Raw genomic sequence first — 21928 nt, 5'->3', positions numbered from 1 at the left:
GCCCCGTGAATGGGGCGCCCGGACGAGACGAACGCAACGCGTCCGGGGATGGCTCAGTCGTGATCTTTCCGGGCCTGGTGCAGCTTGCTCACCAGTTCGGCTTCGGCCTTGGTCAGGCCGCAGGATTGGGTGAGGTCGTCGACGCTGGCGCCGAGTCCCACCAGACGCGCGGCCTGGGAGAAGGAAAGATTGCTGGGGTCGCGTTGTTCGAGCTGGCTGAGCTTGTCCGGCAGGGGCGCAACCACGCGGCGCAGTTCGTGGAGTTCTTCGCCCATGCGTACGCTGCCTGCCAGGTAAGCCTCGAGGCAACGCGCCAGCTCCTTGAACTTCTGGTCACGCACCGCATCGCGCGCGGCCTGCGCCTCGACCTCCTGGCGCAAGCGCTGGGCCAGCCGGTGACAGGTCCAGCCCAGGACCGCGCAGGCCAGGGCGAGGGCCGCCGCGAGCAGTGCAATCCAGATCAACTCAGATGCTCTCCAGCTCGGACCACTCTTCCTCGCTCATCATCTTGTCCAGTTCGACGAGGATCAGCAGTTCGCCGTTCTTGTTGCAGACGCCCTGGATGAACTTGGCGGACTCTTCGTTGCCGACGTTCGGCGCGGTCTCGATCTCGGACTGACGCAGGTAGACCACCTCGGCCACGCTGTCGACCAGGATGCCCACCACCTGCTTGTCCGCCTCGATGATGACGATACGGGTGTTATCGGTCACCGGCGCCGGGCCGAGGCCGAAGCGCTGGCGGGTGTCGATCACGGTCACCACATTGCCGCGCAGGTTGATGATGCCGAGCACGTAGCTCGGCGCCCCCGGCACCGGCGCGATTTCGGTGTAGCGCAGGACTTCCTGCACCTGCATCACGTTGATGCCGTAGGTTTCGTTGTCCAGGCGGAAAGTCACCCATTGCAGGATGGGATCTTCGGCACCTTGAGCGGACGATTTCTTCATGTTCCCTAGCCTCTCTTGAGCCACCCTGGGCGGCGTTCGCGGGTTGACCCGCTGTCTTATTCACAGGGCCCCGCAGCCTGCAGGACCTCTCCCCTCAATTCAGCGACATGCGCTTGATGGCGCCGCTGGCGATCAGCTCGGCAAGGGCCGAGACATCCAGCAACGCGCACATGTGTTCGATCACGGTACCGGCCAGCCAGGGTCTCTGGCTACGCTGGCTGCGCCATTTGATCTCATTCGGGTCCAGGCGGATGGAGCGGCTGACCTGATGCACCGCCAGTCCCCACTCGTAGCCCTGTACCGAAATGACGTACTGCAGGCCCTCGCGGAAGTCGTCGCGATAACGCTCGGGCATCACCCAGCGCGCGGTATCCAGCACCTTCAGGTTGCCCGCCTGGCAGGGCAGTATGCCGAGAAACCAGTCCGGTTGGCCGAACAGCGGCGTCAGTTCCTGGCCGGCCAGGGCATAGATGGACCCCAGGGACACCAGGGGCACGGCCAGGGTCAGGCCGGCGACGTCGAACAGCAGGCACTCGAAGGGCTCCTCGCCCCAGGCGGGACGGCCTTCGGCAATGAGCAACGGCACATCGGCCTGCGATGCATTGGAAACGCCAAGCTCCACCAGCGGCTCGACGCGCGCCTGCACCGGCAGCGCCTCGGGCTCAACAGGCGCCGGCGCCAGGAGCTCGGGCTCCAGCACCAGCAGCGGTTCCACTTCCGGCTCGACGGCCAGCGCCACCGGCGCGGCCAATAGCTCGGGTGCCGGCAGGGTCGCCTCGGCCAGCACGCGGGTCAGGCGAGCATCACGAACCTGCTCCTCCAGCACCGCGGCTTCGAATTCGTCCCGGCTGATGCTTTCGGCCAACTCGACCGAGGCCTCGTGCAACAGCGCATCCAGGTAGGACTGCAGGGCCAGTTGCGGGCGGGTGGCGGTGGCGACGGGACGACTCATGTTGGGAACCCACGGGATTGATCTGTAGAGCCTATCGGCAGGCGGCGCCCTTCACTTGAGCCCCGGCGATCGACGACACGCGGCATGTCAGGCCACCTGGGCAGCCAGTTGCTGGCTGAGCAGGTGCTTGAGCAGGGCGCGGTAGGCAATCACGCCACGGCTGTTGGCATCGTACTGGGACGGCGTGACGCCAGCGCGACTGGCATCCCGCAGGCGAGTGTCCACCGGGATGTAGGCCTGCCAGAGGTTTTCCGGGTAGTTGTTGCGCAGCACCTTGAGGGTGTTGAGCGACGCCTGGGTCCGGCGGTCGAACAGGGTCGGCACGATGGTGTAGGGCAGCGCCTGCTTGCGCGAACGGTTGACCATGGAGAGGGTGCTGACCATGCGCTCCAGGCCCTTCACCGCGAGGAACTCGGTCTGTACCGGGATCACCAGCTGCTGGCTGCCCGCCAGGGCATTGACCATGAGCACGCCGAGCAACGGCGGGCTGTCGATGATGGCGTGGTCGAACTGCTGCCAGAGCTGCGCCAGGCTCTTGGCGATCACCAGGCCAAGGCCGTTCTGTCCCGGCGACTGACGCTCCAGGGTGGCCAGTGCGGTGCTGGAGGGCAGCAGGGAGATGCGTTCGTGGCTGGTCTGCAGCAGCAGTTCGCGCGGCAGGCCATCGGGCACGCCGCCCTGGTGCAGGAACAGGTCGAAGCAGCTGTGTTCCAGCGTGTCCGGGTCATGCCCGAAATAGCTGGTCATCGACCCGTGGGGGTCGAGGTCGACCACCACGACGCGCTTGCCGGCATCCGCCAGCAGGCCCGCGAGGGCGATGGATGTGGTGGTTTTGCCGACTCCACCTTTTTGGTTGGCTACTGCCCAGACTCTCATCTTCTTCATCCTCCCGGCTGCGCTGGTGCACCGAGACTCTTCACCGGCCCTGGGGGGCGGGCGACAGGGAATTGACGGCCCCCGTTCCAGGGGCCGGTGCTGCCGCTGCTGGTGCAGGTTGCGTGCCAGCCCGTTTCAACGCGGCATCCGCTTTTGCATGGGCGCTGCCGACACCGCTCACGCTGCGGCGCACATCGAGGTTGCGGGAAATCACCAGCACCACGCGGCGATTGCGCGAGCGCCCTTCGGCGGTGGCATTGTCCGCCACCGGCTGGAATTCACCATAGCCCACCGCCGCCAGGCGGCTGGGTGCCACGCCGTCCATCGCCAACATCCGCACGATGCTGGCGGCCCGGGCGGTGGACAGCTCCCAGTTGGACGGGAATTGCGAAGTGGCGATGGGCAGGTTGTCGGTGAAGCCTTCCACATGCACCGGGTTGTCGTAAGGCGCCAGAATCCTGGCGACCTTCTCGATCAGGCTGAACGCGACGTCATTGGGAACCGCATCGCCGCTGGGAAACAGCAGGCTGGAGTTCATCTCGATCTCCACCCAGAGTTCATTGCCGCGCACGTTCACCTGGTCGGAACTGATCAGCTCGCCAAAGGCGTCACGCATGCTCTGGGCGATCTCCTGCAAAGGATCGGCGCCCGGATCGTCGATCGACGACTGGGTGCGTTCGCTCTCCTCCACCATGGAACGATCCGACTCGGTGGTGCGCGGCTTCTCCTCGCCCACCGGGATCGGCTTGATCGAACGGTCCGGCTGGTTGAACACGCCCACCAGGGTTTCGGAAAGGATCTTGTACTTGCCTTCGTTGATCGAGGAGATGGAGTACATCACCACGAAGAAGGCGAACAGCAGGGTGATGAAGTCCGCGTAGGACACCAGCCAGCGTTCGTGATTCTCGTGTTCTTCCTGATGCCGCCTGCGCGCCATGGCCCGCTCCTCAATCCATGAAGCCTTGCAGCTTGAGTTCGATGGAGCGCGGGTTCTCGCCTTCGGCGATGGACAGGATGCCCTCCAGCAGCATCTCGCGGTAACGCGACTGGCGTATGGCGATGGATTTCAGCTTGTTGCCGATGGGCAGCAGCAGCAGGTTGGCGAAGCCGACACCGTAGATGGTGGCGACGAAGGCCACGGCGATGCCGCCGCCGAGCTGGCTGGGATCGGCCAGGTTGCCCATGACGTGGATCAGCCCCATGACGGCACCGATGATGCCGATGGTGGGCGCGTAGCCGCCCATGCTCTCGAACACTTTGGCGGCCTGCAGGTCGCGGCCTTCCTGGGTGAAGAGGTCGACTTCGAGGATGCTGCGGATGGACTCCGGCTCGGCGCCATCCACCAGCAGTTGCAGGCCTTTGCGAGCGAAGGGATCGGGTTCGCCGTCCGCCACCGGTTCCAGGCCCAACAGGCCCTCCTTGCGCGCGGTCATGCTCCAGTTCACCACGCTGGTGATGCCACCGGCGAGGTCCACCCGGGGCGGGAAGAGAATCCAGCGGATGATGGCCAGGGCACGCTTGAAGATGCTCATGGGCGTCTGCAGGAATGCAGCGCCCAGGGTGCCGCCCAGGACGATCAGCGCCGCCGGCCCGTTGAGCAGGGCCGCGGCGTGGCCGCCTTCGAGGTAATTGCCGCCGATGATGGCGACGAAGGCCAGGATTACCCCGATGAGGCTCAGTACATCCATTACCTGGGTTTCTCCATCACATGCACGCCTCGACCAGATGGCGACCGATATCGTCCAGGCCATAGACGGCGTCGGCCAGGTTGGCCTTCACCACCGCCATGGGCATGCCGTAGATCACGCAGCTGGCTTCGTCCTGGGCCCAGACCTGGCTGCCGCCCTGCTTCAGCAGGCGCGCACCTTCACGTCCGTCGGCGCCCATCCCGGTCAGCACCACGGCCAGGACCTTGTCATTGTAGGACTTGGCCGCCGAGCCGAAGGTGATGTCCACGCAGGGCTTGTAGTTGAGGCGCTCGTCGCCGGGCAGAATGCGGACCACGCCACGGGCATCGACCATCATCTGCTTGCCGCCGGGCGCCAGCAGGGCCAGGCCCGGGCGCAGCACGTCGCCATCCTCGGCTTCCTTGACGGAAATCCGGCAGAGCTTGTCCAGGCGCTCGGCGAAGGCCTTGGTGAAAGCCGCCGGCATGTGCTGGATCAGCACCAGGGGCGCCGGGAAATTGGCCGGCAGTTGGGTAAGCACGCGTTGCAGGGCAACCGGCCCGCCGGTAGAGGTGCCGATGGCGACCAGCCGGTAGGCCTTACGCTTTGGGGCGGCGGAGCTGGCCGGGGCAGCCGGCGCAGCGTGGCTCGGCTGGGCCGGCACATGGGCCGGACGCACCGGGGCACTGCTGGCCGGAGCCGGGCCCGGCTGGGCCGAGTGCGCCGGGGCGCTGAAACTGCTGTAGCGGCGGTTGCTGCGGGCGATGCTGTGCACCTTCTCGCAGAGCAACTGCTTGACCTTCTCGGGGGTGCGCGAGATGTCCTCGAAGTTCTTCGGCAGGAAGTCCACCGCACCGGCATCCAGGGCGTCGAGGGTGACGCGGGCGCCTTCGTGGGTCAGCGAGGAGAACATCAGGACCGGCGTCGGGCAGCGCTGCATGATGTGCCGCACCGCGGTGATGCCGTCCATCATCGGCATCTCGTAGTCCATGGTAATGACGTCGGGCTTGAGCGCCAGCGCCTGGTCAATGGCTTCACGCCCATTGGTGGCGGTACCCACCACCTGGATATTGAGGTCGGAAGAGAGGATTTCCGAGACGCGGCGGCGGAAGAACCCGGAGTCATCCACCACCAGAACCTTGACTGCCATAAGAAAAAAGCTCCTAGCGGGCGGCCATTGCTGGCCGCCCCAGATCAACCACGGCGTGCGTAATGCTTGAGCATGCTCGGCACGTCGAGGATCAGCGCGATACGGCCGTCGCCGGTGATGGTGGCGCCGGACATGCCCGGCGTGCCCTGGAGCATCTTGCCCAGCGGCTTGATCACCACTTCCTCCTGGCCTACCAGCTGGTCGACCACGAAGCCGATGCGCTGGGTACCCACGGAGAGAATCACCACATGGCCCTCGCCCTGCTCTTCCACCGCTGCGTCACGTACCAGCCAGCGCTTGAGGTAGAACAGCGGCAATGCCTTGTCGCGGACGATCACCACCTCCTGGCCGTCCACCACGTTGGTGCGGGACAGGTCGAGGTGGAATATCTCGTTGACGTTGACCAGCGGGAAGGCGAAGGCCTGGTTGGCCAGCATCACCATCAGGGTCGGCATGATCGCCAGGGTCAGCGGAACCTTGATGACGATCTTCGAACCCGAGCCCTTCTGCGAAAACACGTTCACCGTGCCGTTGAGCTGGGAGATCTTGGTCTTCACCACGTCCATGCCGACGCCACGGCCGGACACGTCGGAAATCTCGGTCTTGGTGGAGAAGCCCGGGGCGAAGATCAGGTTGTAGCACTCCAGTTCGGTCAGGCGCTCGGCGGCGTCCTTGTCCAGCAGCCCCTTCTCCACCGCCTTGGCGCGCAGCACGGCTGCGTCCATGCCCTTGCCGTCGTCGGTGATCATCAGAAGGATGTGGTCGCCTTCCTGCTCGGCGGACAGCACCACACGGCCGGTACGCGGCTTGCCGGCGGCCTCGCGCTCGTCCGGGGACTCGATGCCGTGGTCGACGGCGTTGCGCACCAGGTGCACCAGCGGGTCGGCCAGGGCCTCGACCAGGTTCTTGTCGAGGTCAGTGTCCTCGCCCACCAGTTCGAGGTTGATTTCCTTCTTCAGGTTGCGCGCCAGGTCGCGGACCAGGCGCGGGAAGCGGCCGAAGACTTTCTTGATCGGCTGCATCCGCGTCTTCATCACCGCGGTCTGCAGGTCGGCGGTGACCACGTCCAGGTTGGACACGGCCTTGGCCATGGACTCATCGCCGCTGTTGGCGCCCAGGCGCACCAGACGGTTACGCACCAGCACCAGCTCGCCGACCATGTTCATGATCTCGTCCAGGCGCGCGGTATCCACCCGCACGGTGGTTTCCGCCTCGCTGGCCACGGCTGGGCCGGCCGCGCCGTTACCGGCAGCGGGCGCTGCAGCCTGGCGCGGTACGGGGGCGGGTTCTGCCTTGGCCGCCGGCTTGGGCGCAGGTGCGGGAGCCGGACGGCTCACGGCAGGCGCGGGCACCGGCTCCTCGCTGGCACTGCTGAACTTGCCCTTGCCATGCAACTGGTCGAGCAGCGCTTCGAATTCGTCGTCGGTGATGTGTTCGCCACCGGCAGCGGGAACGGCCGGGGGGGTGGGAGCCACGGGCGCAGCCGGGGTATTGGCGGCCGCTTCCACGGCACCGTTGAACTTGCCCTTGCCGTGCAACTGGTCGAGCAGGTCTTCGAATTCGTCATCGGAGATATCGTTACCCGCACCGGCAGTGGCCAGCGCCGACACCGGGGCGGACGCATGGGCAGCGACAGCGGCTTCCGGCTCCGCGGCACCGGCGAACTTGCCTTTGCCGTGCAACTGGTCGAGCAGCGCTTCGAACTCGTCGTCGGTGATTTCATCAGCGGCAGCGGCGACCGGTTCGGCGGCCTTGCCGGCGCTGTCACCCAGCGCGTCGAGCAGCTGCTCGAACTCGCTGTCGGTGATGTCGGCGGTTGCTTCGACGGGAGCCGGTGCTTCGACAGGCGCGGGGGCCGCCGGCGCCGCAGCGACGGGTGCAGGCTCGGCGCCGGCCGGTTCGGCCAGGCGCGCCAGGGCAGCCAGCAGCTCCGGCGTGGCGGGCGTCGGCTCGCTGCGCTCGCGCACCTCGCTGAACATCTCATTGACCGTGTCCAGGGCCTGCAGCACCACGTCCATCAGTTCGGCATCCACGCGGCGCTCGCCCTTGCGCAGGATGTCGAAGACGTTCTCGGCGATGTGGCAGCACTCCACCAGCGCATTGAGCTGGAGAAAACCGGCACCACCTTTCACGGTGTGGAAGCCACGGAAAATCGCGTTGAGCAGGTCCATGTCGTCAGGGCGGCTTTCCAGCTCGACCAGCTGCTCGGACAGTTGCTCCAGAATCTCGCCGGCCTCTACCAGGAAGTCCTGGAGGATTTCTTCATCGGCGTCGAAGCTCATATGAGCGCTCCCTAAAAGCCTAGGCTGGATAGCAGATCGTCGACGTCGTCCTGTCCGGACACTACGTCCTCACGTATATCGGCATGGATCTGCGGACCTTCACCCCTGGAAGGATTTTTTTCTTGTTCCAGCTCTGCACGTAGCGCGGCGTGGTCGTGCTCGATGCCGGCGTAGCGATCCACCTGGCTGGCCATCAGCACCAGCTTGACGAGGTTGCTCTCCACCTCGGTGACCAGTTGGGTCACGCGCTTGATCACCTGGCCGGTAAGGTCCTGGTAGTCCTGCGCCAGCAGGATGTCGTTGAGCTTGCTCGACAGGGCATCGGTATCGCGCTGGCTGCGGGCAAGGAACTGCTCGATGCGGCGAGCCAGGTCGCGGAACCCGTCCGCGCCGATTTCCCGGCGCATGAAGCGGCCCCACTCCGCGCCCAGCTGCTGGGCTTCGTCGCTCAGGCCGTTGAGCAGCGGCGCGCTTTCCTCCACCAGGTCCATGGTGCGGTTGGCGGCCTTCTCGGTCATGTGCACCACGTAGGAAAGGCGATCGGTCGCGTCCGCGATCTGCGACATTTCCTGGGCGTGGGGCAGATGCGGGTCGATCTGGAAGTTGACGATGGCGTTGTGCAGCTCACGGGTGAGCTTGCCGACTTCCTGGTAGAGGCCGCGATCACGGACGTGATTGAGTTCGTGGATGAGTTGCACGGCGTCGGTGAAGTTGCCTTTCTCGAGACTTTCCACCAGTTCCCGCGCACGGTCTTTCAGGGTCGACTCGAAGTCTCCCAGCAGGTGTTCATTCTGGTCCATGGTGCCCCCGCGGCTGACATTCAGCCGTTGACCCGCTCGAAGATCTTCTCGATTTTTTCTTTCAGCACCTGGGCAGTGAAAGGCTTGACCACATAGCCGTTCACGCCGGCCTGGGCGGCCTCGATGATCTGGTCGCGCTTGGCCTCGGCAGTCACCATCAGGACCGGCAGGTGCTTCAGGCGCTCGTCGGCACGCACGGCGCGCAGCAGGTCGATGCCGGTCATTCCGGGCATGTTCCAGTCGGTCACGAGGAAATCGAAGTTGCCGCTGTGCAGCATCGGCAGGGCCGTGGTGCCGTCGTCGGCTTCGGCGGTATTGGTGAAACCCAAGTCGCGCAAGAGGTTCTTGATGATGCGTCTCATCGTCGAGAAATCGTCAACGATGAGGATTTTCATGTTCTTGTCCAAGTCGACCTCCGTACAGTCTCAAACGCCCCTCTTGCCGGGTGCGCCGTTCAAATCTGGAAGCGGTGTGCCGTTCAGCGTGCTCGCCATTCGCCAAGCCGTGCGCGCAAGCGTGCCGCGCACTGGCTATGCAACTGGCTGACCCGCGATTCGCTGACCCCCAGCACTTCACCGATTTCCTTCAAGTTCAGTTCTTCGTCGTAATACAGCGCCAGTACCAGGCGCTCACGCTCGGGCAGGTTCGCGATGGCATCGGCCAGCGCGGCCTGGAAGCGTTCGTCTTCCAGATCATGGGAAGGTGAAAATTGGGTGACACCGGCGTCCTCGCGCAGACCGCCCTGCTCGCCTTCCTGCAACAGGTCGTCGAAGCTGAACAGGCGGCTGCCCAAGGTGTCGCTCAGAATGCCGTAGTAGTCTTCGAGACTCAATCCAAGTTCGGCAGCAACTTCCTGATCTTTAGCGTCGCGTCCTGTTCTCGCCTCGATGGTGCGGATGGCCTCGCTCACCATGCGGGTATTGCGGTGCACCGAACGCGGCGCCCAGTCGCCCTTGCGGACTTCATCGAGCATGGCTCCGCGAATGCGGATACCGGCGTAGGTTTCGAAGCTGGCGCCCTTGCTGCCGTCGTATTTCTTCGAAGCTTCGAGCAAGCCGATCATCCCGGACTGCATCAGGTCTTCCACCTGTACGCTGGCTGGCAGGCGCGCGAGCAGGTGATAGGCGATGCGCTTGACCAGGGGGGCATAGCGCTCGATCAACTGATGTTGCGAATCCCTTGCCTGAGCCTTGCCGTACATACGCAGTCCAGTGGCGGGTGTCATACAGGGGTTTCCGCGGAGGGCTGCTTGACCAGCCGCTCGACGAAGAACTCCAGGTGGCCCCGCGGATTGGCCGGCAGCGGCCAGCTATCGACCTTCTGCGCGATGGCCTTGAAGGCCAGCGAGCACTTCGAACGCGGGAAGGCTTCATAGACCGCGCGCTGCTTCTGCACGGCCTTGCGCACCGACTCGTCGTACGGAACGGCGCCCACGTACTGCAGGGCGACGTCGAGGAAACGGTCGGTGACCTTGGTCAGCTTGGCGAACAGGTTGCGCCCTTCCTGCGGGCTGTGGGCCATGTTGGCCAGCACGCGGAAGCGGCTCATGCCGTAGTCGCGGTTGAGCAGTTTGATCAGTGCGTACGCGTCGGTGATCGACGTGGGTTCATCGCAGACGACCACTATCACTTCCTGGGCCGCACGGACGAAGCTGACCACCGAATCGCCAATGCCGGCGGCGGTGTCGATCACCAGTACGTCGAGGTTGTCGCTGATTTCGCTGAATGCCTGGATCAGGCCGGCGTGCTGCATGGGCGAAAGCTGCACCATGCTCTGGGTGCCGGAGGCGGCGGGGACGATGCGGATGCCCCCCGGCCCCTGCAACAGCACGTCGCGCAGGTCGCATTCGCCATTGATCACATCAGCCAGTGTGCGCTTGGCGGTGAGGCCGAGCAGGACGTCGACGTTGGCGAGTCCCAGGTCGGCGTCCAACAACATGACGCGGCGTCCGAGATCGGCCAATGCCAGCGAGAGGTTCACCGACACGTTGGTCTTGCCGACGCCACCCTTGCCGCCGGTCACCGCGATCACCTGTACGGGATGCATACTACCCATTTCAAATACCTTGCCTTAGGTCGACTGGGCCATTTGGCTGTCCAGCACCGCCCCTCTGGGCGGCTTACAAATTCTTCAACCGGCGCGCCGCGCCGGATTCTGATAGAGCCCGGCGAACAGGTCGGCCATGGCTTCTTCACTCGGGTCTTCCGGAGCCTGCAGGCTGACCGCACGGCTCACCAGCTGGTGGCTGCGGGGAACCTGCAGATCATCCGGGATTCGCGGGCCGTCGGCCAGATAGGCTACCGGGAGATGCTGGCCGATAGCCAGTCCCAAAACCTCACCCAGGCTGGCCGCTTCGTCCGCCTTGGTAATGATGCAACCGACCAGGCCGCAACGCTTGTAGCTGTGATAGGCCGCCTTGAGCACCTGGCTCTGGCTGGTAGCCGCCATCACCAGGTAATTCTTCGCGTTTATCGCCCGGCTGGCCAGCGCTTCGAGCTGCATGGTCAGGGCCGGATCGTTGATTGGCAGACCAGCGGTATCGATCAGCACCACGCGCTTGCGCGCCAGCGGAGCCACGGCCTGGGTCAGGGATTGGCCCGGATCGACCAGGGTCACCGGCACATTGAGGATGCGGCCAAGGGTCTTGATCTGCTCCTGGGCGCCGATGCGGAAACTGTCCATGCTCACCAGGGCGACGTTCTGCGCGCCGTACTTGAGCACGTAGCGGGCTGCCAGCTTGGCCAGGGTGGTGGTCTTGCCCATGCCGGCCGGGCCGACCAGGGCGATCACACCGCCCTCTTCCATCGGCTCGACCTGAGGAGTGCGGATGGCGTGGGCGAGATGCGCCAGGAGCATGCGCCAGGCCTGGCGCGGGTCGCTGACGTTGGCCACCTTGTCCAGCAGGGCGCGGGCCAGTTCGGCCGGCAGGCCCATGCGCTGCAGGCGGCGCCAGAGGCTGGCCTGCTGCGGACGGCGGTTCTGCATCTGGCTCCAGGCGATGGAGCCCAGCTGCACTTCGATCAGTTCACGCAGACCGCTCAGCTCGAAACGCATGGCGTCCAGGGCGGCCTGGTCCACGCCGGCAGATTTCGGCGCGCTGACCGTCTCCACCGGACGCGGCACGGCGCGCGGACGCTCGATAGCGGCGGCCAGGGCGGATTCCGGCAGTTCCGGTTCGATGGCGGTCAGCGGCTGGCCGGCGAACAATTGACGGTCCTTGCCGGCATCGGCGATGGCACGGGTCGTCAGTTCGGCCTGAGCCTGGGCGATGCGCGCCTGGGTCTTGCGCAGTTCGGCTTCAAGCGCCGGGTTCGGCTTGCTCGGGGCCGGCGCGGGCAGCGGGTAGTCCAGCGCCGCGGTCAGCTCGACACCGCCGGCAACCCGACGATTACCGATGATGGCGGCATCCGCGCCCAGTTCATCACGCACCAACTTCATGGCTTGACGCATATCGGCGGCGAAGAAACGTTTGACCTGCATGGCCCTTGACCTCGGTTAGTTCTGCCCCACAGTCGCGACTATGGTGACCTGCTTGTTGTCCGGTATTTCCTGGTAGGCGAGCACGTGCATGGTTGGCACGGCGAGCCTTGCGAAGCGCGACATCATCGCCCGGATCGGCCCGGCCACCAGCAGGATCGCCTGCTTGCCGAGCATTTCCTGACGCTGCGCCGCTTCCACCAGGGAACGTTGCAGCTTCTCGGCCATTCCGGGTTCGAGGAGAACGCCATCTTCCGAACCCTGTCCGGCCTTCTGCAGGCTATTCAGCAATATCTGTTCCAACCTGGGTTCCAGAGTGATCACAGGCAGCTCCGGCTCTAGTCCCACAATGCTTTGCACAATTGCACGGGACAGCGAGACACGAGCCGCCGCCACCAGCGCGGCGGGATCTTGACTCTTGGGTGCCACGTTGGCGATGGCTTCGGCGATGGTGCGGATATCGCGCACCGGCACCTGCTCCTGCAGCAGCGCCTGGAGCACCTTGAGCAGCGTCGACAGCGACACCATGCCGGGCACCAGCTCTTCGGCCAGGCGCGGCGAACTCTTGGCCAGGTTCTGCATCAGTTGCTGGACTTCTTCGTGCCCCAGCAGCTCATGGGCGTGCTTGTGCAGCACCTGGTTGAGGTGGGTAGCGACCACTGTGCTGGCATCCACCACCGTGTAACCCAGCGATTGCGCCTGGTCACGCTGGCTGGCGTCGATCCACACCGCTTCCAGGCCGAACGCCGGATCCTTGGCGGCGACGCCGTTGAGGGTGCCGAATACCTGGCCGGGGTTGATCGCCAGTTCGCGGTCCGGATAGACCTCCGCCTCGGCCACGCTGACGCCCATCAGCGTCAGGCGGTAGGCGTTGGGCAGCAGGTCGAGGTTGTCGCGGATGTGCACCGAGGGCATCAGGAAGCCCATCTCCTGGGACAGTTTCTTGCGCACGCCCTTGATCCGTGCCAGCAACTGGCCGCCCTGGTTGCGGTCGACCAGCGGAATCAGCCGGTAACCCACTTCCAGGCCCACCAGATCCACCGGGGTCACGTCGTCCCAGCCCAGCTCCTTGGTCTCCTGGGCGCGCTGGGCCGGCAGCAGTTCCTGCTGGCGCTTCTCTTCCTGTACCGCCTCTTCCTTGACCTGTTTCTGGCGATGCCAGATGAACCAGGCACCGGCGGCTGCCACCAGGCCCAGGCCGATGAAGGATACATGCGGCATGCCCGGCACCAGGCCCATGGCGATGAGGATGCTGGCCGACACCGCCAGAGCCTTGGGCGAGGCGAACATCTGGCGGTTGACCTGCTGGCCCATGTCTTCGGAGGAGGACACGCGGGTCACCATGATGGCGGCCGCGGTGGACAGCAGCAGCGAGGGGATCTGCGCCACCAGTCCGTCACCGATGGTCAGCAGCGAGTAGATGCGGCCGGCGTCGCCGAAGCTCAGACCGTGCTGAAGCATGCCAATGGCCATGCCGCCGAGCAGGTTGATGAAAAGGATCAGCAGGCCGGCGATGGCATCGCCACGGACGAATTTGCTGGCACCGTCCATGGAGCCGTAGAAGTCGGCTTCCTGGGAAACCTCGGAGCGGCGTTTCTTCGCTTCGGCCTGATCGATCAGGCCGGCGTTGAGGTCGGCGTCGATCGCCATCTGCTTGCCGGGCATGGCGTCCAGGGTGAAGCGCGCGCTCACCTCGGAGATACGGCCCGCACCCTTGGTGACCACCACGAAGTTGATGATCATCAGGATCGCGAAGACCACGGCACCGACCACATAGTTGCCACCGACCACCACGTCGCCGAAGGCCTGGATCACCTTGCCCGCGGCGTCGTGGCCGTCCTGGCCGTGGAGCAGCACCACGCGGGTGGAGGCGACGTTCAGTGCCAGGCGCAGCAGGGTGGCGACCAGCAGGATGGTCGGGAAAACGGCGAAGTCCAGCGGGCGCATGGCGTACACGCACACCAGCAGGACGACGATGGACAGGGCGATGTTGAAGGTGAAAAAGACGTCCAGCAGGAACGGCGGCACCGGCAGGGTCATCATGCCCAGCATCACCAGCACCAGCAGCGGCACCCCGAGGTTGCCACGACCGATGCCCAGCAGGTTGTTGCGGACATTGCCGATCAGTTGCGTACGATCCACTGCTACTCCCCTACCCCTTTCACGGAGCCCCGCTCCGCTCATCCAATCTTTTGACGCGTCGATGCGTCCTGATCCCCCTTGTGCAAGAAGCTTTCCAACTTCATTAAGGGGTTGATTCGGATGGGAGAATTCGCAGGCGGGGAAATTGTGGGAGCGAATTCATTCGCGAATGAATTCGCTCCCACAACAAGAGCGGGGCTTGGCGCTCAGACCATCACTCGTCGCGCCGCAAATCCGGCGGAATCGGCAGGTCGTGCAGCGGCGCCGGGCGTTTGCCGCGACCGGCGCGGAACTGCTTGAGCTGGTAGACGTAAGCCAGCACCTGGGCCACGGCCAGGTAAAGGCCGGCAGGGATTTCCTGGTCCAGCTCGGTGGAGTAGTACACCGCCCGCGCCAGCGCCGGAGACTCCATGACCGTCACCTTGTTGTCCTGGGCGATCTCGCGGATCTTCAACGCGGTGAAGTCGTTACCCTTGGCCAGCAGGACCGGCGCACCGCCCTTCTCGGCGTCGTACTTCAGCGCCACGGCGAAGTGGGTCGGGTTGGTGATCACCACGTCGGCCTGGGGCACCGCGGCCATCATGCGGCGCTCGGCCATTTCCCGCTGCAGGCGGCGGATGCGTGACTTGACCTCGGGCTTGCCCTCGGAATCCTTGTATTCGTCTCGCACTTCCTGCTTGGTCATCATCAGCTTCTGCTTGTTGTCCCAGAGCTGGAAAGGCACGTCCACGGCGGCGATCAGGATCAATCCACAAGCCAGCCAGACCGCGCTCCAGCCCACCACCTGGACACTGTGCAGGATGGCCATGTCCAGCGGCTCATGGGCGATCGCCTGCAGGTCGTCACGGTCGGAGTTGAGCACCGCCAGCGCCACCAGCAGGATCAATGCGAACTTCGCCAGGGCCTTGAGCAGCTCCGCCAGGGCGTGCAGCGAGAACATCCGCTTGAGCCCGGACAAGGGGTTCATCCGGCTGAACTTGGGCATCAGGGCCTCGGTGGAGAACAGCCAGCCGCCGAGGGAAATCGGGCCGACGATCGACACCACCAGCAGGGTGATCAGCAGCGGCAGCAGCGCATCGAGCGCCATCTTGCCTGAGGCCAGCAGGAACAGCCCCATGCTGCGCTCGTCCATGAGCACCGCCCGTGGCAGGTCGAAGTTGGACTGCATCATCTTCATCAGCATGTCCGCCATGCCGCCGCCGGTGGCCAGCACGCCGCCGGCCCCCGCCAGGGTCACGGCGAGGGTGTTGAGCTCCCGGGAACGGGCGATCTGGCCCTTCTCGCGGGCCTCCTGCAACCGTTTACCTGTGGGCTCTTCGCTCTTGTCCGCCCCGCTGTCACTCTCTGCCATGGATCACCTCAGCAGTAGGCCCGGGAAACCGCCGGGACGGATAAGGGGTTGTTCATCGCGCCCTCGCCAGCTCGCGCATGAGCTGCAGGGCATCGCTGGCCAGTACCTGGTACTGAGAGAGGACGTCGGCCATGCCGATCCAGACGATTACCAGGCCAAGGGCCAGGGTCAACGGGAAACCGATGGAGAAGATGTTCAATTGCGGCGCGGCGCGGGTCATTACGCCGAAGGCCAGGTTGACCACCAGCAGCGCGGTGATCGCCGGCAGCGACAGCAGCAAGCCCGCCCCCATCACCCAACCGAGCTTGCCGGCCACTTCCCAGTGATGGTTGGTCAGCAGCCCGCCCCCTACCGGCAGGGTGACGAAGCTTTCGGCGAGGATCTCGAACACCACCAGATGACCGTTCATGGCCAGGAACAGCAGGGTCACCAGCATCAGGTAGAACTGGCCGAGCACCGGCACCGAAACGCCGTTGGTGGGGTCGACCATGGACGCGAAGCCCAGGCCCATTTGCATCGAGATGATCTGCCCCGCCACCACGAAGGCGTGGAAGAACAGCTGCAGCACGAACCCGAGCAAGGCGCCGATCAGAATCTGCTCGCCGATCAGCAGGACGTTGCCGAGGTTGATCGCATCCACCTGCGGCATGGGCGGCAGGGTCGGCACCAGCACCACGGAGATGGCCAGCGCGAGATACAGGCGGACCCGCGTCGGCACGAGCTGGGTGCCGATGATCGGCATGGTCATCAGCAGCGCGGCAATGCGGAACAGTGGCAGCACGAAGCTGCCGACCCAGCCACCGATCTGCGCGTCGCTGAGTTCGAGCATGGTCAGCCGATCAGCATCGGGATGTTCTGATAGAGCGTCTGGATGTACTCCATCAGTTGGCGGGTGAGCCAGGGGCCGGCCCAGATGAGGGTGAGCAGCATCACCAGCAGGCGCGGCAGGAAGCTCAGGGTCTGTTCGTTGATCTGGGTGGCCGCCTGGAACATGGCGACGATCAGGCCGACCACCAGACTCGGCACCACCAGGATGCCGACGATCAGGCAGGTCAGCCAGAGCGCGTCACGGAACAGGTCGACAGCAACTTCCGGGGTCATCGCAAGCCTCCTAGACGCCGCCGAAGCTGCCGGCGAGCGTCCCGATGATCAGCGCCCAGCCATCCACCAGGACGAAGAGCATGATCTTGAACGGCAGAGAGATGATCAGCGGCGAGAGCATCATCATGCCCATCGCCATCAGCACACTGGCCACCACCAGGTCGATGATCAGGAAGGGAATGAAGATCATGAAGCCGATCTGGAACGCCGTCTTCAGCTCGGAGGTGACGAAGGCCGGCACCAGGATGGTCAGCGGCGCCGCGTCCGGGCTGGGGATGTCGGTGCGCTTGGACAGGCGCATGAACAGGTCCAGGTCGCTGGAGCGGGTCTGCGCCAGCATGAAGTTCTTGATCGGCACTTCCGCCTTCGCCACCGCGTCCTGGGCGCTCATCTGCTCGTTGAGATAGGGCTGCAGGGCTTCGCGATTCACCTGGTCGAACACCGGCGCCATGATGAACAGGGTCAGGAACAGCGCCAGGCCGATGAGGATCTGGTTCGACGGCGTCTGTTGCAGGCCCAGTGCCTGACGCAGGATGGAGAAGACGATGATGATCCGGGTGAAGCTGGTCATCAGCATGACGAACGCCGGGATGAAGCTCAGCGCTGTCATGATCAGCAGGATCTGCAGGCTTACCGAGTATTCCTGCTGGCCTTCCGGATTGGTGGAGAGGGTGATGGCAGGCACCGAAAGCGGATTGTCGGCGCCAAGGGCCAGGGGCGCGGCCAGCACCAGCAGCAGCGCGATGAGGAGGCGGTGCAGGGGCATCAGTGCTTGTCCTTGCCGAGCAGTTCCATCAGGCGTTGGGCGAATTCCGGGGGCGCAGCCTCGGTGTCGGCCTGATGCACGGGTTCCTTCAGTACATGCAGCGGCGTGATGCGCCCGGCACTGATGCCGAGCAGGATCTGTTCCCCACCCACCTGTACCAGCACCAGTCGATCACGCGGGCCGAGGGCTTGGCTCGCCACCAGCCTGATCACCTGGCCACCGCGTGGACCGAGCTGTTGCACCCGGCGCAGCAGCCAGGCAAGCAGGAAGATCAGCCCCACCACCAGCAGCAGGCCGACGGCCAGTTGACCGAGTTGCGCGGCCATGCCGCTGCCGGCCTGGGTCACGGTGGCGGCCGCAGCAGGCGCCGGAACGGTCGCGACGGGCTCGGCGGCGAAGCCGCTCAGGGGCAGCAGCAACAGCCCCGCGGATAAGAGTCGACGCATGGTTTCAGCGCAGCTTCTTGATGCGTTCGCTCGGGCTGATCACATCGGTCAGCCGGATACCGAACTTCTCGTTGACCACCACCACTTCGCCGTGGGCGATCAGGGTGCCGTTGACCAGCACGTCCAGCGGCTCGCCGGCCAGGCGATCGAGTTCGATCACCGAGCCCTGGTTGAGCTGCAGCAGGTTGCGGATGGTGATATCGGTGTTGCCCACTTCCATGGAAATGGACACCGGGATGTCCAGGATCACGTCCAGGTTGGGGCCGTCCAGGCTTACCGGACCGCTGGCCTTCGGCACGCTGCCGAACTCCTCCATGGGCGCACGCGGCGAGCTGGGCGCGGGGGAGCCCTGGTTCATCAACGCATCGATATCGTCCTGGGACGCATCGCCGGCCTCGGCCAGGGCGGCGGCCCATTCATCGGCCAGCGCCTGCTCTTCGGGAGTGGGGGTATCCATGTCGTTTGCCATCGCTTGACCTCGGCTGGCTCTGAATTCGTGGGACGCGCGCGATCAGCGCTGACGTTCGATCGGTTCGAGGATCTGCAGGGACAGGTTGCCCTTGTGCGACCCCAGCTTGGCCTTGAAGGCCGGCACGCCGTTGGCGCGCATGATCATGTGTTCGGGCATTTCCACCGGGATCACGTCGCCCGGCTGCATGTGCAGGATGTCCCGCAGCTTGAGCTGGCGGCGCACCACAGTGGCGGCCACCGGAACGCTGACATCGAGGATGTCCTCGCGCAGCGCCTTGATCCAGCGCTCGTCCTGGTCGTCGACGTCGGACTGGAAGCCGGCGTCGAGCATCTCGCGGATCGGCTCGATCATCGAATAGGGCATGGTGATGTGCAGGTCGCCGCCACCGCCGTCCAGTTCGATGTGGAAAGTGGACACCACCACCACTTCGCTGGGGCTGACGATGTTGGCCAGCGCCGGGTTCACTTCCGAGTTGATGTACTCGAAGTTCACATCCATCACCGCGTGCCAGGCCTCGGCCAGGTCGACGAAGGCCTGGTCCAGCACCATGCGCACTACGCGCAGTTCGGTGGGGGTGAACTCGCGGCCTTCGATCTTGGCGTGACGGCCGTCGCCGCCGAAGAAGTTGTCCACCAGCTTGAACACCAGCTTGGCATCGAGGATGAAGAGCGAGGTACCGCGCAGCGGTTTCATCTTCACCAGGTTGAGGCTGGTGGGCACGTAGAGCGAATGCACGTACTCGCCGAACTTCATCACCTGCACGCCGCCCACCGCCACGTCGGCGGAGCGGCGCAGCAGGTTGAACATGCTGATGCGGGTGTAACGGGCGAAGCGCTCGTTGATCATCTCCAGGGTCGGCATGCGCCCCCGGACGATGCGGTCCTGGCTGGTCAGGTCGTAGCTCTTGACGCTCGTCGGGTCCGCATCGGTTTCGGTTTCAACCAGACCGTCGTCGACGCCATGCAGCAGCGCGTCGATCTCGTCCTGGGACAGCAGGTCTTGAACAGCCATGGTCGTACCTTGCCTACTGCAATACGAAGTTGGTGAAGAGCACTTGTTCGACGGTCATCGCGCCGGTTTCCTGCTTGGCCAGTTCCTGCACGGTGGCGGTGGCCTGCTGGCGCAGCATCTCCTTGCCGACGGGGGTGACCAGGGTGTCGAAATTCTGTCCGGAGAAGAGCATGACCAGCTTGTTGCGCAGCACCGGCATGTGCACCTTGAGCGCGTCCATCTGGGCCTGGTCACGGGCCATCAGCGAAACGCTCACCTGCATGTAGCGCTGGCGACCGTTCTGGTTGAAGTTGACCACGAAGGCTGGGGCCAGGTCCTGGTAGATGGCCGGCTGCTTGGCAGGCGCGGCGGCGGCCGCGTCCTCCTTGGCGGGCTCGGCGGCCTTGTCGCCGCGGCTGAGGAAGTACCAGGTGGCCCCCACTGAAAGGCCGATCGCCAGCAACAGCGCGACAACGCCCAGAATGATGAGCTTCAGCTTGCCCTTGCCGCCTGCCGCAGCAGCGCCCTCTGCCGGGGCCTTCGCTTCTTTCTTCGCCATGCCAATAATCCGTCGCCGAGCGGGATGGGCCCGCCATTTCCAGGGGAGTGAGCAAGTGTTATGCCAGTTCGCCGGCCAACCGGCGGCTCAGGCAATTGCTACAGGGCTGCGGATATACCAGTGTCGAGGGGCGGCTGTCACGAGGGGTTGCCGGAAATCTTGGCGCGGGGGAACACCTTCTCCCCCGCCCCTCAGGGAGAGGGGCGGGGGAGAAGGAGAGCGAAGTCAGGCGTAGAAATCCACCAACCCGCGCGCCCCAGCCGTCGAGGCCGGACGGATTTCGCTGTGGCTCACGCTGATTTCTTCGTCGCTGCCACTGCCGAAGTCGGTGCGGCCGCCAGCGGAACGACGCTCGCCATCACTGCCCTGCCCTTGCCAGCCACGGTTGAGGGACTGGTCGGAGACGTTCACGTCGAGCTGGTTCATGCCCTGCTGGGCAAACATGTCGCGCAGGCGATGCATTTGCCCTTCCAGAGCGTCACGGACGTTGGCGTTGGGACTGGCGAAGGTCACCTGGGTCTGGTCCTGGGTCATATGCACCCGGACTTCGAGCCGGCCAAGCTCTTGCGGATCGAGCTGGATCTCGGCGGACTTGAGGTTCTGGCTGGACAGCCACATCACCCGATCCACCACGGCTTCACTCCAACCGCCCTGCTGCATGTTCACCGGTTGCCCCGGCACCAGGGCAGGGGCGCGCTGGGTTTGCGCAGTCTGCTGGCTGATGGCCTGGCTCAGGGCGTTGAGGCGGTTCGCCAGCAGTTCGTTGCGCACCTCGGCCTTGTTCTCGCCCACACCCTCGGTCAGTTCCACCGAGAGTTCGGCAGACGACAGCGCCTTGTCCAGCTTGCCCTCGCCCGCCTCAAGCGACTTGTCGGACAAGGCGGCCATGGCATCGGCGAAGTCCTGGTCGGCCGTGGGTGCGGTTTGCGCCGCCCGGGTAGCGTTTTGCACCTGCTGGGCGGCCTGAGCCCCCTGGTCCAGTGCCATCTTCACCGCCGGCAAGCCGTTGAGCTGATCCAGGTCCGGATCGAGGCTGGCGTCGGTCAGGGTCGCTGGCGCACCGCTGTTCACCTGCGGCGTCACAGGCATGGCCGGCAAGGCTTCGGCGGCGCCTTCCGCCTCGACTGGCGCATCGGCCGGCAGTTGCCCGGTCATGGCCATGAGCAGCAGGGGATCGATCACCGGCTCGTCGGAGGATTCCTTGGCTTCGCCTTCTTCGGCCGGCAAGGGCTTGCCGCTTTCGGCAACGGCCGCCTGGCCAGCGGCAGGTTCAGCCGCCGGCTTGTCCTGGCTTGCCGCCTCATCGGCCTTGGCCTTGGCCTGCCTGGCAGCCGCTTCGTTACGCTCGGCGGCCTTGGCATGACGCTCTTTCGCATACATCTGGGCGAAGCTGGAAGCCTCGCCCTTGCTGGTTTCCGCCGGTTTTTCCGGGGCTTTTGCGGCCGGTGCTTTCGGCTTCACTTCAGGCCTGGCCTGAAGAAGCAGATCGGGGGCAACGGGCATGGGCACTCTCCGCTCGGGTTGGTTCGTGCCGGGAGGATTGCAAGGGATGGGCCAACATTCTGGCCCAGGTAACAGGACGTCGATCAGCGCGCCAGGCCGCGACGCGCTTCCAGCAGCAGATCATGGACGATCCGGAACTCCTGCTCGATCAGCAGGATGATGCCGGGCGCATCGGCAAGCTGCTCGCGCCGGGCGATGTCTTCCAGTTGCTTGCACAGGGCGGCCAGTACGGGGGCCCCCATGTTGCTGCAGCTGCCCTTGAAACTGTGGGCGGCCAGGCGCAGGGCCTGGCAGTCGGACACCGCGTGGGCCTGCTGGATCTGCCGCAAGCGTTCGATGGAATCCGTCAGGAAGGTATCCAGAAGCACCGGAAACTCGTCCTCCATGACGTCCCGCAGGGCAGAAAGCACAGAATGGTCGAGATGGATATCGGACAAACCCTTCGCTCC

24 protein-coding genes are annotated in these 21928 nt (G+C 64.9%); all 24 read right to left on the bottom strand.

Going from position 1 to position 21928, the window contains the following annotated elements:
* Positions 1-53 precede the first annotated feature (53 nt).
* Positions 54-464, bottom strand: coding sequence for a DUF2802 domain-containing protein (locus FXN65_RS08520; protein ID WP_178119288.1), 411 nt, complete (start codon positions 462-464; stop codon positions 54-56).
* Position 465: 1 nt separating this feature from the next.
* Positions 466-945, bottom strand: coding sequence for a chemotaxis protein CheW (locus FXN65_RS08515; protein WP_003457037.1), 480 nt, complete (start codon positions 943-945; stop codon positions 466-468).
* 94 nt (positions 946-1039) lie between these two features.
* Positions 1040-1897, bottom strand: a complete 858-nt coding sequence (locus FXN65_RS08510; RefSeq protein WP_151132648.1) for a CheW domain-containing protein — start codon at positions 1895-1897, stop codon at positions 1040-1042.
* 87 nt (positions 1898-1984) lie between these two features.
* Positions 1985-2773 (bottom strand): ParA family protein, encoded by a 789-nt coding sequence (locus FXN65_RS08505; RefSeq protein WP_151132647.1) that lies wholly within the window; start codon positions 2771-2773, stop codon positions 1985-1987.
* 40 nt (positions 2774-2813) lie between these two features.
* Positions 2814-3710 (bottom strand): flagellar motor protein MotD, encoded by an 897-nt coding sequence (motD, locus tag FXN65_RS08500; RefSeq protein WP_151132646.1) that lies wholly within the window; start codon positions 3708-3710, stop codon positions 2814-2816.
* A gap of 10 nt (positions 3711-3720) precedes the next feature.
* On the bottom strand, positions 3721-4461 hold the full coding sequence (locus FXN65_RS08495; RefSeq protein WP_151132645.1) for a flagellar motor protein: 741 nt from the start codon (positions 4459-4461) through the stop codon (positions 3721-3723).
* A gap of 16 nt (positions 4462-4477) precedes the next feature.
* On the bottom strand, positions 4478-5590 hold the full coding sequence (locus FXN65_RS08490; RefSeq protein WP_151132644.1) for a protein-glutamate methylesterase/protein-glutamine glutaminase: 1113 nt from the start codon (positions 5588-5590) through the stop codon (positions 4478-4480).
* A gap of 44 nt (positions 5591-5634) precedes the next feature.
* Positions 5635-7872 (bottom strand): chemotaxis protein CheA, encoded by a 2238-nt coding sequence (locus FXN65_RS08485; RefSeq protein ID WP_151132643.1) that lies wholly within the window; start codon positions 7870-7872, stop codon positions 5635-5637.
* 11 nt (positions 7873-7883) lie between these two features.
* Positions 7884-8672, bottom strand: coding sequence for a protein phosphatase CheZ (locus FXN65_RS08480; RefSeq protein ID WP_151132642.1), 789 nt, complete (start codon positions 8670-8672; stop codon positions 7884-7886).
* Positions 8673-8692: 20 nt separating this feature from the next.
* Complete coding sequence (locus tag FXN65_RS08475) at positions 8693-9067, bottom strand: chemotaxis response regulator CheY (protein WP_003083073.1); 375 nt, start codon at positions 9065-9067, stop codon at positions 8693-8695.
* Positions 9068-9150: 83 nt separating this feature from the next.
* Entirely contained in the window at positions 9151-9897 is a 747-nt protein-coding gene (gene fliA / locus FXN65_RS08470) for an RNA polymerase sigma factor FliA (protein ID WP_151132641.1), read from the bottom strand.
* Positions 9894-10727, bottom strand: a complete 834-nt coding sequence (fleN, locus tag FXN65_RS08465; protein WP_178119287.1) for a flagellar synthesis regulator FleN — start codon at positions 10725-10727, stop codon at positions 9894-9896. Before fleN ends, fliA begins: the two co-directional genes overlap by 4 nt.
* A 75-nt stretch (positions 10728-10802) precedes the next feature.
* Positions 10803-12152 (bottom strand): flagellar biosynthesis protein FlhF, encoded by a 1350-nt coding sequence (flhF, locus tag FXN65_RS08460; protein WP_151132640.1) that lies wholly within the window; start codon positions 12150-12152, stop codon positions 10803-10805.
* A gap of 15 nt (positions 12153-12167) precedes the next feature.
* The gene (gene flhA / locus FXN65_RS08455; RefSeq protein ID WP_151132639.1) at positions 12168-14291 is read right to left on the bottom strand and encodes a flagellar biosynthesis protein FlhA; all 2124 of its coding nucleotides are present in this window, start codon (positions 14289-14291) and stop codon (positions 12168-12170) included.
* Between the two features lie 214 nt (positions 14292-14505).
* Entirely contained in the window at positions 14506-15642 is a 1137-nt protein-coding gene (gene flhB / locus FXN65_RS08450; RefSeq protein ID WP_151132638.1) for a flagellar biosynthesis protein FlhB, read from the bottom strand.
* 52 nt (positions 15643-15694) lie between these two features.
* The gene (gene fliR / locus FXN65_RS08445) at positions 15695-16471 is read right to left on the bottom strand and encodes a flagellar biosynthetic protein FliR (protein WP_151132637.1); all 777 of its coding nucleotides are present in this window, start codon (positions 16469-16471) and stop codon (positions 15695-15697) included.
* Between the two features lie 2 nt (positions 16472-16473).
* The gene (fliQ, locus tag FXN65_RS08440) at positions 16474-16743 is read right to left on the bottom strand and encodes a flagellar biosynthesis protein FliQ (RefSeq protein WP_151132636.1); all 270 of its coding nucleotides are present in this window, start codon (positions 16741-16743) and stop codon (positions 16474-16476) included.
* 10 nt (positions 16744-16753) lie between these two features.
* Positions 16754-17509, bottom strand: coding sequence for a flagellar type III secretion system pore protein FliP (gene fliP, locus FXN65_RS08435; RefSeq protein WP_151132635.1), 756 nt, complete (start codon positions 17507-17509; stop codon positions 16754-16756).
* Positions 17509-17955: a flagellar biosynthetic protein FliO gene (gene fliO / locus FXN65_RS08430; RefSeq protein WP_151132634.1), complete on the bottom strand. Its 447-nt coding sequence runs from the start codon at positions 17953-17955 to the stop codon at positions 17509-17511. Before fliO ends, fliP begins: the two co-directional genes overlap by 1 nt.
* Before the next feature lie 4 nt (positions 17956-17959).
* Entirely contained in the window at positions 17960-18424 is a 465-nt protein-coding gene (fliN, locus tag FXN65_RS08425) for a flagellar motor switch protein FliN (RefSeq protein WP_151132633.1), read from the bottom strand.
* Between the two features lie 42 nt (positions 18425-18466).
* Positions 18467-19438 (bottom strand): flagellar motor switch protein FliM, encoded by a 972-nt coding sequence (gene fliM, locus FXN65_RS08420; RefSeq protein ID WP_077521914.1) that lies wholly within the window; start codon positions 19436-19438, stop codon positions 18467-18469.
* 13 nt (positions 19439-19451) lie between these two features.
* On the bottom strand, positions 19452-19976 hold the full coding sequence (gene fliL, locus FXN65_RS08415; protein ID WP_151132632.1) for a flagellar basal body-associated protein FliL: 525 nt from the start codon (positions 19974-19976) through the stop codon (positions 19452-19454).
* Positions 19977-20201: 225 nt separating this feature from the next.
* Positions 20202-21479, bottom strand: a complete 1278-nt coding sequence (locus FXN65_RS08410) for a flagellar hook-length control protein FliK (protein WP_151132631.1) — start codon at positions 21477-21479, stop codon at positions 20202-20204.
* Positions 21480-21562: 83 nt separating this feature from the next.
* Positions 21563-21916: an Hpt domain-containing protein gene (locus FXN65_RS08405; RefSeq protein ID WP_151132630.1), complete on the bottom strand. Its 354-nt coding sequence runs from the start codon at positions 21914-21916 to the stop codon at positions 21563-21565.
* Between the last annotated feature and the right edge of the window lie 12 nt (positions 21917-21928).

It is taken from the genome of Pseudomonas lalkuanensis, from assembly GCF_008807375.1.
Taxonomy (GTDB): Bacteria; Pseudomonadota; Gammaproteobacteria; order Pseudomonadales; family Pseudomonadaceae; genus Metapseudomonas; species Metapseudomonas lalkuanensis.
Note: the sequence above shows the minus strand (reverse complement) of the source record. Positions and strands in the feature narration are given on the sequence as shown.

Coding starts and splice junctions, on each gene's coding strand:
- FXN65_RS08515 (WP_003457037.1), bottom strand. CDS start 945: ATGAAGAAATCGTCCGCTCAAGGTGCCGAAGATCCCATCCTGCAATGG.
- FXN65_RS08510 (WP_151132648.1), bottom strand. CDS start 1,897: ATGAGTCGTCCCGTCGCCACCGCCACCCGCCCGCAACTGGCCCTGCAG.
- FXN65_RS08505 (WP_151132647.1), bottom strand. CDS start 2,773: ATGAGAGTCTGGGCAGTAGCCAACCAAAAAGGTGGAGTCGGCAAAACC.
- motD (WP_151132646.1), bottom strand. CDS start 3,710: ATGGCGCGCAGGCGGCATCAGGAAGAACACGAGAATCACGAACGCTGG.
- FXN65_RS08495 (WP_151132645.1), bottom strand. CDS start 4,461: ATGGATGTACTGAGCCTCATCGGGGTAATCCTGGCCTTCGTCGCCATC.
- FXN65_RS08490 (WP_151132644.1), bottom strand. CDS start 5,590: ATGGCAGTCAAGGTTCTGGTGGTGGATGACTCCGGGTTCTTCCGCCGC.
- FXN65_RS08485 (WP_151132643.1), bottom strand. CDS start 7,872: ATGAGCTTCGACGCCGATGAAGAAATCCTCCAGGACTTCCTGGTAGAG.
- FXN65_RS08480 (WP_151132642.1), bottom strand. CDS start 8,672: ATGGACCAGAATGAACACCTGCTGGGAGACTTCGAGTCGACCCTGAAA.
- FXN65_RS08475 (WP_003083073.1), bottom strand. CDS start 9,067: ATGAAAATCCTCATCGTTGACGATTTCTCGACGATGAGACGCATCATC.
- fliA (WP_151132641.1), bottom strand. CDS start 9,897: ATGACACCCGCCACTGGACTGCGTATGTACGGCAAGGCTCAGGCAAGG.
- fleN (WP_178119287.1), bottom strand. CDS start 10,727: ATGGGTAGTATGCATCCCGTACAGGTGATCGCGGTGACCGGCGGCAAG.
- flhF (WP_151132640.1), bottom strand. CDS start 12,152: ATGCAGGTCAAACGTTTCTTCGCCGCCGATATGCGTCAAGCCATGAAG.
- flhB (WP_151132638.1), bottom strand. CDS start 15,642: ATGGCAGAGAGTGACAGCGGGGCGGACAAGAGCGAAGAGCCCACAGGT.
- fliR (WP_151132637.1), bottom strand. CDS start 16,471: ATGCTCGAACTCAGCGACGCGCAGATCGGTGGCTGGGTCGGCAGCTTC.
- fliQ (WP_151132636.1), bottom strand. CDS start 16,743: ATGACCCCGGAAGTTGCTGTCGACCTGTTCCGTGACGCGCTCTGGCTG.
- fliP (WP_151132635.1), bottom strand. CDS start 17,509: ATGCCCCTGCACCGCCTCCTCATCGCGCTGCTGCTGGTGCTGGCCGCG.
- fliO (WP_151132634.1), bottom strand. CDS start 17,955: ATGCGTCGACTCTTATCCGCGGGGCTGTTGCTGCTGCCCCTGAGCGGC.
- fliN (WP_151132633.1), bottom strand. CDS start 18,424: ATGGCAAACGACATGGATACCCCCACTCCCGAAGAGCAGGCGCTGGCC.
- fliM (WP_077521914.1), bottom strand. CDS start 19,438: ATGGCTGTTCAAGACCTGCTGTCCCAGGACGAGATCGACGCGCTGCTG.
- fliL (WP_151132632.1), bottom strand. CDS start 19,976: ATGGCGAAGAAAGAAGCGAAGGCCCCGGCAGAGGGCGCTGCTGCGGCA.
- FXN65_RS08410 (WP_151132631.1), bottom strand. CDS start 21,479: ATGCCCGTTGCCCCCGATCTGCTTCTTCAGGCCAGGCCTGAAGTGAAG.